Annotated in this window: 12 protein-coding genes, 1 tRNA gene and 1 pseudogene; 7 read left to right on the forward strand and 7 right to left on the reverse strand. The window is 64.0% G+C overall.

Annotation, left to right across the window (positions count from 1 at the left end; genetic code table 11):
- Both EN932_RS20370 and EN932_RS20375 read right to left on the reverse strand, forming a co-directional pair.
- Positions 1-1,305 (reverse strand): sensor histidine kinase (locus EN932_RS20370; protein ID WP_164890548.1); only part of this gene is annotated, 1,305 nt, incomplete at its 3' end.
- Between the two features lie 13 nt (positions 1,306-1,318).
- Positions 1,319-1,996, reverse strand: a complete 678-nt coding sequence (locus EN932_RS20375) for a response regulator (protein ID WP_024504276.1) — start codon at positions 1,994-1,996, stop codon at positions 1,319-1,321.
- 465 nt (positions 1,997-2,461) lie between these two features.
- On the opposite strand from EN932_RS20375, the gene EN932_RS20380 reads away from it, so the two are divergent.
- From EN932_RS20380 to EN932_RS20390, 3 genes are all read left to right on the forward strand, one after another.
- Positions 2,462-2,665, forward strand: coding sequence for a DUF680 domain-containing protein (locus EN932_RS20380; protein ID WP_013532450.1), 204 nt, complete (start codon positions 2,462-2,464; stop codon positions 2,663-2,665).
- Between the two features lie 47 nt (positions 2,666-2,712).
- A complete protein-coding gene (locus EN932_RS20385; RefSeq protein ID WP_013532449.1) occupies positions 2,713-2,940 on the forward strand; it encodes a DUF680 domain-containing protein in 228 nt (75 codons plus the stop codon).
- A gap of 415 nt (positions 2,941-3,355) precedes the next feature.
- Positions 3,356-3,589 carry a DUF680 domain-containing protein gene (locus tag EN932_RS20390; protein WP_127370259.1) on the forward strand — a complete coding sequence of 78 codons (234 nt, stop codon included), beginning with the start codon at positions 3,356-3,358 and terminating at the stop codon, positions 3,587-3,589.
- Positions 3,590-3,640: 51 nt separating this feature from the next.
- Here EN932_RS20390 and EN932_RS20395 read toward each other — a convergent pair whose 3' ends face one another.
- Genes EN932_RS20395 through purM form a run of 3 tightly spaced genes read right to left on the reverse strand, consistent with a single transcriptional unit; the run spans position 3,641 to position 5,956 of the window.
- The gene (locus tag EN932_RS20395) at positions 3,641-4,153 is read right to left on the reverse strand and encodes a histidine phosphatase family protein (RefSeq protein ID WP_127370258.1); all 513 of its coding nucleotides are present in this window, start codon (positions 4,151-4,153) and stop codon (positions 3,641-3,643) included.
- 13 nt (positions 4,154-4,166) lie between these two features.
- Entirely contained in the window at positions 4,167-4,880 is a 714-nt protein-coding gene (gene purN, locus EN932_RS20400; protein ID WP_013532446.1) for a phosphoribosylglycinamide formyltransferase, read from the reverse strand.
- Positions 4,877-5,956 carry a phosphoribosylformylglycinamidine cyclo-ligase gene (gene purM / locus EN932_RS20405; protein WP_013532445.1) on the reverse strand — a complete coding sequence of 360 codons (1,080 nt, stop codon included), beginning with the start codon at positions 5,954-5,956 and terminating at the stop codon, positions 4,877-4,879. Before purM ends, purN begins: the two co-directional genes overlap by 4 nt.
- Positions 5,957-6,194: 238 nt before the next feature.
- Here purM and EN932_RS20410 point away from each other — a divergent pair, with 238 nt between their 5' ends.
- From EN932_RS20410 to hdaA, 3 genes are read left to right on the forward strand one after another with little or no spacing between them, the layout of a single operon-like run.
- Positions 6,195-6,722: a CDP-alcohol phosphatidyltransferase family protein gene (locus EN932_RS20410; protein ID WP_013532444.1), complete on the forward strand. Its 528-nt coding sequence runs from the start codon at positions 6,195-6,197 to the stop codon at positions 6,720-6,722.
- A 1-nt stretch (position 6,723) separates the two neighbouring features.
- A complete protein-coding gene (locus tag EN932_RS20415; protein WP_013532443.1) occupies positions 6,724-7,926 on the forward strand; it encodes an AI-2E family transporter in 1,203 nt (400 codons plus the stop codon).
- Position 7,927: 1 nt separating this feature from the next.
- On the forward strand, positions 7,928-8,632 hold the full coding sequence (gene hdaA / locus EN932_RS20420; RefSeq protein ID WP_013532442.1) for a DnaA regulatory inactivator HdaA: 705 nt from the start codon (positions 7,928-7,930) through the stop codon (positions 8,630-8,632).
- 15 nt (positions 8,633-8,647) lie between these two features.
- Here the strand turns inward: hdaA and EN932_RS20425 are convergent, their stop codons facing one another.
- Both EN932_RS20425 and EN932_RS20430 read right to left on the reverse strand, forming a co-directional pair.
- Complete coding sequence (locus EN932_RS20425) at positions 8,648-8,929, reverse strand: hypothetical protein (RefSeq protein ID WP_013532441.1); 282 nt, start codon at positions 8,927-8,929, stop codon at positions 8,648-8,650.
- A 97-nt stretch (positions 8,930-9,026) separates the two neighbouring features.
- A tRNA-Pro gene (locus tag EN932_RS20430) sits at positions 9,027-9,103 on the reverse strand.
- Positions 9,104-9,304: 201 nt separating this feature from the next.
- On the opposite strand from EN932_RS20430, the pseudogene EN932_RS20435 reads away from it, so the two are divergent.
- Positions 9,305-9,581, forward strand: a pseudogene (locus tag EN932_RS20435) (phosphomannomutase/phosphoglucomutase); the annotation flags it as partial.

The raw sequence follows: 9,581 nt of genomic DNA on the forward strand, positions 1-9,581 counted from the left end.
ATCCCCAAGGGTGACGCGGCCGCCGGCATTTTCGACGACCTCGCGTACAATGGCGAGTCCCAGCCCGCTGCCTTCCTCGGTCGAACCGGCAATACGGTAGAAGCGCTCGAAGACATGGTCTCGCTCGTCCGCCGGAATGCCAGGCCCGTCGTCGGCGACCGTCAGCACGGCTTCGCCGTCGATGGCCGCCAGCTTCACCGTGACACTGCCCTCAGCCCGGGAGTAGCGCAGCGCGTTGTCGACGAGGTTGACGATCATCTCGCGCAGCATGGTGCCGTCGCCGATGACCGGAACGGGGCCAGCCTCCTCGAGGCCGAGATCTATTTTGCGATCGATGGCCGTTGGCGCCAGGGTTTCCAGCACGTGCCGGGCGGCTTCCGCCAGGTCAATGCGGTCGGCGCGCGGCCGCCGGCTGCCTGGCTCGGCGCGTGACAGGGTCAAGAGCTGTTCGGCCAGCCGCGCCAGTTTGCCGGAACTCGCCTGCAGCGCCACCAGCGCCTCCTGGCGGGCATCGGCGGCACTTTCGCGAAGCGCATAGCTTGCCTGTGTCGACAGCAGCGCCAGGGGCGTGCGCAGCTGGTGCGCCGCATTGGCGATGAAGCGGCGTTGCGCCGCCATCTGCGCCCGCACGCGCTCCATGTAGGCGTTGAGGGCGTCGATCAGCGGGCGGATCTCGCTTTGCGCACCGGGCACTTCGACGGGGTCAAGGTCGCTGCGGTTTGGCGAGCGTACCGCATCGCGCAGCCGGATCAACGGCGCCAGGCCGCGACGCAAGCCGAGCAGCACGAACACGCCGGCAATCGCCACCAGCGCCAGTTGCTGGGCAAAGGCGCTGAACCAAAGCTGTTTGACCATGGCGTCATGGCCGGCAAGGGTGACGCCCACGGTGACTGATATTGGCGAGTCGTTGCCGGCGCCGATCACCGCATGGCCAAGGGTCAGGAGCCGCAGCTGGTGATCGCGGTAAGCGGCCTCGACACTGGCATGCTGCGGCGCTTCGGGCAGGTCGGGATATCCGGTCAGCAGCCGCCCGCCGGCTGTCTCGACGCGATAGTAGACGCTGTCGCGGTCGCCGGTGTCGAACATCTCGATCGCCGCCGGGGGCACCGTGGCATCGAGCACGCCGTCGACCATGGCGACCTGCTCGGCAATCGCCCGCGCCGATCCGACGAGCATCCGGTCGGTGACCAGGTCCGCGGTCGCCAGTGCGTTGCGCTGGCTGGTCCACAGGTTGATGGTCGCGAGCCCGGCAAGCGGCAGCACCACCCATGCCAGCAATTGCAGGCGGAGGCTGTTGATCCTCATGGCGCCAGGATCGTCACGGCGCCAAATCGTCTTGGCGCAAGAGGTAACCGAGACCACGCAGTGTGGCGATCTGGACCCGCGACCCTTCGAGCTTCTTGCGCACGCGGTGCACGTAGATCTCGATGGCGCTGGGATCGGCGTCGGTCTCGAAATCGTAGATCGCGGCCGACAATGCCGCCTTGCTCACCGTGCGTCCGGCCTTGACCATCAATTGCTCAAGCACGGCATGCTCGCGCGGTGTCAGCGCCAGCGCCTCGCCGGCAAGCGAAAACAGCCGCGTGTTGGTGTCGAAGACGAGATCACCGCAGGCAACGACCGGCGCGGTGCGGTCATTGGCACGGCGCAATTGCGCGCGGATTCGTGCTTCGAGCTCTTCGATCTGGAAGGGCTTGGCCAGATAGTCGTCGGCGCCTTCATTGAGCCCTTTGACCCGACCGTCGAGACTGGCATTGGCGGTCAGCACGATCACCGGCACCCGGTTGCCGCGCGTCCGCAACATTCGCAGCACCTCCAGCCCGCTCATGCGCGGCAGCGCAAGGTCGAGGATGACAAGCGCGTGGTCACCGGCGGCGAGCGCGTGTTCGACATCCTCGCCATCATGGACGATGTCGACGACATAGTTCGCCTGACGCAGGGTCTTGCCCAGCCAATCCGCCAGCTCGCGATTGTCTTCTACAAGCAGCAACCGCATTTCTATCGCTGTCCTGGGGTGCAGGTCACCCGGATTTCCGCCCACTTCTTCAACTGGCGCCGCCAAGTCGCGCCCGATTGATGATCGTGCACAAGCGATAATCTCGATCCAACCGCAAGGCAAATGGAGGAGATCCAGAAGTTCAGATGGTGCGCAATCGTTTCAAACCGAACCGTTCAGTTCGATTTCTGTTGACGCACTGTGTAGCAGATGGTGAACGCCGGCCTGGCGAGCGGTCGCGCCTGGTGATGGGCGTTATCGATTAACTGTCTGATTTCAAACAGTTAAATTATGACCGCTGAGGCCCTGTGTCAAATTTCAAGGCCTGGATTCGAGCCGCGGGGGAACATCTTCGTGATTGGAATCCGCGGCAGGGCGAGCCCATCTCGGGGTGGTCCGAGCGACGCGAAATTCCTCCCAAGGGCACGCCACTAGACGGACATGACAAATACTGGAGTAATTAAAATGACCAAGATCGCTCTTACCGCCGCCGCCATCCTCGTTGCCACGGGCACTGCTTTTGCCGGCAGCGACAATTATGGCTCGGCCAACGCCAATCAGCCTGCCGTCACCGTCGACCAGTCGGCCACTGCTTCGATCTCCAAGTCGACGCAAACCGTCCAGGCCCCCGCTTCGCAGGGCGCTGACCGCAACCTCTTCGGCCGCTAATCGCGACTGCCGATATCGACCCAATCTTGAACTCAGGAGTAATTAAAATGACCAAGATCGCTCTTACCGCCGCCGCCATCCTCGTTGCCACGGGCACCGCTTTTGCCGGCAGCGACAACTACGGCTCTTACAATGCCAACCAGCCTGTTGCGAACCAGTCCGTGTCCGACATCGACACCACGCACACCGGCTCGATCCCGAAGTCCGTAAAGACGCAGGGTGATGCCAATGCCAACGTGCCGGCTCAGTCGGGCCAGGGCATCTGGGGTCGTTGATTTCTGAAGTCTGCGACCACAAAGAGCGGTGGGCCTTGCCCGCCGCTCTTGTTTTTTTATGCATGAGCAGGATTTCGGCCGACGGCATCGGTGTCGGAGCGCCGATCGTAAATCGAACCAGCTGGTTCAATTTATGTTGACGAATCGTGAACGGATGGCGAGCGCTGGCTCGATGAACCGCCGCATCATGCGTCAGGCACCCTCCTTATAAGCGTCTGAGATAAATTGATAAAACAGGGTGAGCTCAATCCCTTGGCCGACGTTCGAGGTCCCGATGCCGCGCGTGAGGGAACGTCTTCGTGATTGGAAGTCGGCGCACGAAAAACCCAGATCGAGGCTGTCCGAGCGACGCGAAATTTCCTCCCCAGGGGCACGCCACTAGACGGACAGAATCAGGAATACCGGAGTAAATAGAATGAACAGGATCGCTCTTACCGCCGCCGCCATCCTCGTTGCCACTGGTGCCGCTTTTGCCGGCAGCGACAACTATGGTTCGGACAATGTCAATCAGCCGGCCGTCACCTCGCACGCGGTCAATGTCGACCACAGCTACACGGCTTCGACCCACAGGCAGGTCAAGCACCGCGACCTCACGCTGACGCCCGATTCGGTCCAGCCGGAATCCGGCCAGGGCAACTGGGGAAACTGACGGCTCAAGCGGGTGTGCGGCGGGTTTGGCCTGCCGCACCTGCCATGGACACTAGCCGCCCAGGTCCTTGGGCCGCAAGCAATGTGTCAGCCGGGCGGGGGACACGACGGACCAATCGCCTTTGAAGACCACCCGGGCGAGGGCTGCCGTCGGGAATTTTTCCTCAAGTCTCGCGATCGCCTTGGCGTCTGACCCCGGCCCGGCAAGCTGTCTGGCCAACTGCTCCAGGCCCGGATTGTGGCCAATTACCAGCAAGCTGCCGCTCGAAGCGTCGGTTTGACCAATCTGGCTCAGAATGTCCGCCGCTGAAGCATCGTACAGCGCCTTGAGGAATGCGACCTGGGGCGGGACGGGCAATTCCGCCGCCACCAGCCGCCAGGTGTCGCGGGTGCGCAGCGCCGCCGACACCAGCGCCAGGTCCGGCAGCCAGCCGCGCGTCGCAAGCTCGCGCCCCATCAACCGGGCTGCCTTCACTCCGCGTTCGGCCAAGGGCCGGTCGAAATCATCGAGATCAGGGTCGTCCCAGCTGGATTTGGCGTGACGAAGCAGGAGAAGCTGTTTCATCGCCGCTCTAAGCTCAAGGCGTGATGCGCGCCAGATGCTCGAGGTCGGCTTCCTCGCGCAGCGGATCCGGGGCCATCACCACCGAGGTGCCGTTGTCGGCATCGTCGGCAAAGTGGGCAAGCACGGTGCGGCCGGACTCCATGCGCGCCTTGCCTTCGGCGACCAGCCCCAGCGCCAGCGGATAGAGCCGGTGTTCGGTCTTCAGCACGCGGGCTGCCAATGTATCGGCGGTGTCGCCGACCATCACCGGCACGGCCGCCTGTGCGATGATCGGGCCGTCATCCATCTCGGAGGTGACGAAGTGCACGGTGCAGCCATGGATGCGGATGCCGGCGGCCAGCGCGCGCGCATGGGTGTCGAGCCCCTTGAAGGCCGGCAGCAGGGCAGGGTGGATATTGATCATGCGGCCCTGCCATTTCTGGACGAAGCCGGGGCTGAGGATGCGCATATAGCCGGCCAGCGCCACGATCTCGGCGTTGAAGGCCGTAAGGGCCGCGTCGATGGCGGCGTCATGCGCCTGCTTGCTGCCGTGGTCGGCACGTGAGACGACCTGCGTGGCGATGCCGCGCGCCCTGGCGATGCCGAGCCCGGCGGCATCCGCCTTATCGGAAATGACACCGACGATCTCGGCCGGGAACGACGGGTCGCTGGCCGCGGCAATCAGCGCGGTCATGTTGGAGCCGCGTCCCGAGATCAGGACAACGGTGCGTTTCCTCTGCGCGCTCATAGGCCGATCGAACCCCGATAGATGACGCCTGCGTCGCGGCGCGGCACGATGCGGCCGATCGGCGTCACCGTCTCGCCGGCTTCCTGTAGCACGGCCGCGACCTGCGCCGCCTGGCCGGACGCGACCGCCAGGATCATGCCGATGCCGCAATTGAAGGTGCGCATCATTTCTTCCGGCGCCACGCCGCCGGTCTTGGCCAGCCACGAAAACACGGGAGGAACGTCGATCGCCTCGAGGTCGAGCTCGGCCGAAAAATCCTTGGGCAGCACGCGGGGAATGTTTTCCGGGAAGCCGCCGCCGGTGATGTGGGCGAGCGCCTTGATACCATGCGTGTTGCGGATCGCCTTGAGAATCGACTTGACGTAGATGCGGGTCGGCTCGAGCAGTGCTTCGGCCAGAGTGGCCTCGTCGTTGAACGGTGCCGGATCGCTCCACGACAGGCCGCTGACGGCGACGATGCGGCGCACCAGCGAATAGCCGTTCGAGTGCAGGCCGGAGGAAGCCAGGCCCAGCAGCACGTCGCCTTCGACAATGTCATCGGTGGGCAGCAATTGGCCGCGTTCGGCGGCACCCACCGCAAAGCCGGCGAGGTCGTAGTCGTTGCCGTGATACATGCCGGGCATCTCGGCGGTCTCGCCGCCGATCAGCGCGCAGCCGGCCTGGCGGCAGCCCTCGGCAATGCCGCCGACGATCGCGGCACCCTGGTCGGGATCGAGCTTGCCGGTGGCGAAATAATCGAGGAAGAACAGCGGTTCGGCACCTTGCACGACGATGTCGTTGACGCACATGGCGACGAGGTCGATGCCGATCGTGTCGTGCTTGCCGGCATCGATGGCGATCTTGAGCTTGGTGCCGACGCCGTCATTGGCCGCCACCAGCACCGGATCGGTAAACCCGGCCGCCTTGAGGTCGAACAGGCCGCCGAAACCGCCGATCTCGCCATCGGCGCCCGGCCGGCGCGTCGCGCGCACCAGCGGCTTGATCTTCTCGACCATGAGATTGCCGGCATCGATATCGACACCGGCCTCGGCATAGGTGAGCCCGTTCTTGCGCTTGTTCACGTCGCGCTTGCTCATTTCTGGTGCCCGTTCAGCAATTTTCCTTGTCGCGGGCTCTTCGCATGAACGGTTTCTGTCCGCAAGGATAACGGCCATCTCGGCCTACAAAACCGTGGACAGCGCGCACGTACAGGCGCTCGTGATTGGCGAAAGCCAAGCTGAAGGCCGCTCCCGTGCGGGGAGATCGGCAGCTCCTCCCTTGTTGCCACCCGCCATCTTCATCATCTATCTCCGACCAAGAGGAGGTGCCAGGCATTTGACCATCCCCAACCTGATCACCATCCTGCGCCTTGTCCTGGTGCCGGCGGTGGTGCTGGCGATGCTGCAGGCGCGCTGGGACTGGGCTTTTGCCGGGTTCCTCGTCGCCGGCATTTCGGACGGCGTCGATGGCTTCATCGCCCGCCGTTTCAACCAGCAGTCCACGCTCGGCGCCTATCTCGATCCGATCGCCGACAAGCTGCTGCTGGTTTCGGTGTTCGTGGTCATGGGCCTCATCGGGCAATTGCCGCTGTGGCTGGTCGTCACCATGGTGTCGCGCGACGCGTTGATCGTCTGCGCGGTTTTGCTGTCCGCCGTCATGGCCCATCCGGTCGAGATGAAACCGCTTTTCGTGTCGAAGGCCAACACCGCCATCCAGATCGTGCTGGCGGCGGTTGTGCTGGGTGAACTTGCCCTGTCGGTTCATCTCGACCCGCTGAGGCCGGTTCTCATATTGCTGTCTGGGGTCTTGACCGTGGCTTCGGCCGCAGCCTATCTCGTGACTTGGCTGAGGCACATGAGCTGACATGACGAAGGCTCCACTCCGGACATCCGAGACAGAAGCGGCGGCGATCGAGGCCGCGGCCGCCGACATCGCCGCGTCCGCGACCTTTCGCCGCCAGATCTTCTTCTGGCTGGCCGGCGCCGCGCTGCTGGCGCTTTTCCTCTATGTCTTCAGCGCCATCCTGCTGCCCTTCGTCGCCGGCATGGTGCTTGCCTATTTCCTCGATCCCGTTGCCGACCGGCTGCAGCGGCTCGGCCTGTCGCGTTTCATGGCGACGGTGGTCATCCTCATCACCTTCCTCATCGTGCTGGTCCTGGCCTTTGTCATCCTCATTCCGGTTCTGGCCACGCAGATGGCCGATTTCGCCGGCAAATTGCCGGAATATCTGACCCGGCTGCAAAGCCTGATCACCTCGTTCGATCCGAAATGGCTGGAGCAGAAGTTCGGCGTCAACGCCAATAGCTTGCGCGACGGGCTGAATTCGCTGCTGACCTCCGGCTTCGGTTTTGTCACCACCGTCTTCACCTCGCTGTGGAGTTCCGGCATGGCGCTGGTTTCTGTGGTCAGCCTGTTCGTGGTGACACCGGTGGTCGCCTTCTACATGCTGCTCGACTGGGACCGCATGGTGGCGGTCATCGACGGCTGGGTGCCACGCGACAACGTCCAGACCGTGCGCGCCATCGCACGGGACATCAACACCGCCACGGCAGGCTTCGTGCGTGGCCAGGGCACGCTGTGCCTGGTGCTGGGCGCCATGTATGCCACCGGGCTGACGCTGACCGGACTGAACTTCGGCATCCTCATCGGCCTGTTCGCCGGGCTGATTTCCTTCATCCCCTATGTCGGCTCGCTGACCGGGCTGGTGCTGGCCGTCGGCGTCGCCTTCGTCCAGTTCTGGCCGGACTGGACGATGATCGTCGCGGTCGCGGTCGTGTTTTTCATCGGCCAGTTCATCGAGGGCAACATCCTGCAGCCGCGGCTGGTCGGCAAGAGCGTCGGCCTGCACCCGGTATGGCTGATGTTTTCGCTGTTTGCCTTCGGCGCGCTGTTCGGCTTCGTCGGCTTGTTGATCGCGGTGCCGGCTTCGGCCGCCGTCGCCGTGCTGGTGCGGTTCGCAATAGCCCGCTATCTCGAATCGCCGCTCTACAAGGGCCGCGGCGCGGCACCTGTGCCGCAGCTTCCGGCCGATCGCGGCGGCGGCCACCGCACGCAACCGCGTCGCTGAAGTGACTGCCCAGCCAACCGACCCGCCGCGCCAGTTGCCGCTCGACCTCGGCCATGGCACCGGCTATTCGCGTGACGAACTCGTCGTCTCCGGCACCAACAACCAGGCGGTTGCGCTGGTCGACCGCTGGCCGGACTGGCCATCGCCGGTGGTGGTGCTGGCCGGTCCCGCGGGTTCTGGCAAGACGCATCTGGCCTCGATCTGGCGCGCGCGTGCCAATGCGGCGGCGGTCGACGCCAGGCGCATCGGCGACAGCATCGCCAATCTCGGCGCGCGGCCGGCGCTGATCGACGATGTCGATACCGGGACGGTTGACGAACAAGGCCTGTTCCATCTGATCAATGCGGTGCGTGGTGCCGGCTCGCAACTGCTTCTGACGGCGCGCCGCTTTCCCTCGGCCTGGGGTGTTGGCCTGCCTGATCTTGCCTCGCGGCTGAAGGCGGCTGCGACAGTCGAAATTCATGAGCCCGACGATCTCTTGCTGGCAGGCGTCATCACAAAACTCTTCGCCGACCGTCAGATCGAGGTCGAACCGCATGTCGTGCAATATCTGGTCCGCCGGATCGAGCGCTCGCTGGCGACAGCGATGCGCGTGGTGGAGCGGCTCGACCGGACGGCGCTCGAACGCAAGACGCCGATCACCAGGGCGCTGGCAGCCGAAACCGTCAGCGCCATGGATGAAGGGCAGGGCGAGTTCGAGATCTAGCCTGAGAGGCCGGTCTCAGAGCCACATTCTGGCGAAATGACGGACCGCGAGATAGACGGCAGAGTGAGCGGCGATATAGCCGGCGGCGACCAGCACAAACATCCCGATACTGACACGCCAGGAGCGGGAGACCACGGCGCCCGGGGCCTGCCTCGCCTGTCTGCGGCTTTCACGGTTGTTCCACATCGCCAGTGCGGCGCAGGCAATTGCCCACGTCACCATGACCGGAACCGTTATGCCGGCATAGGCAAAGTAGGCCGGTCCGAAAAGCGACACCCAGGCATCGATTCCAAGCATCTGACCCCCCTGTTTGCCGAACCGCGGCGCCGGACACACGGCCGGAGCCGTAGCAAGTGAACCGTATGGCTGCGCCGGGCATTGGGCTGTGAGGGGATGGTCGGAGTGGAGAGATTCGAACTCCCGACCCTCTGGTCCCAAACCAGATGCGCTACCAGGCTGCGCTACACTCCGTGACCAGACCGCGGGCTTATAGCCGCCACACTTCGTTCCTGCAAGCGGCATGGCAGCACTTCTGTCGCATTTCATCGGCTTTCGTCGAGCATAGCCCGAAAGGCTCGGATTCCCTCCTGGGATAAACGTGGCTTAAAGCCTTCTGTGCTAAGCCGCAGTCCTCGACAACTCGTAATTTCCGCCACTCGGAGTTTTCCAGTCTTGTCCTTCAGCATCGTTGGCGACGCCCGGCCCAACAGTTTCGAGTTCGAAACCGAAGCGCTGATCAAGCCATCCGGCTTTCGAGAATATGATGCGCGCTGGTGGTTTGGCCATCCCGGCTCCGCGCAACTGCCGGAGCTCAATCTGATTGGCGTCCAGGCGCTCGGAATGGGGCTTGGCACGCTGATCCGCCGTGTCGGTGCCGGTCCCGATATCGTCACCGGGCACGATTTCCGCTCCTATTCGCTTGGCATCAAGCTGGCGCTGGTGTCCGGTT

The organism is Mesorhizobium sp. M7A.F.Ca.US.002.01.1.1, from assembly GCF_004022955.1.
GTDB classification, from domain to species: domain Bacteria; phylum Pseudomonadota; class Alphaproteobacteria; order Rhizobiales; family Rhizobiaceae; genus Mesorhizobium; species Mesorhizobium ciceri.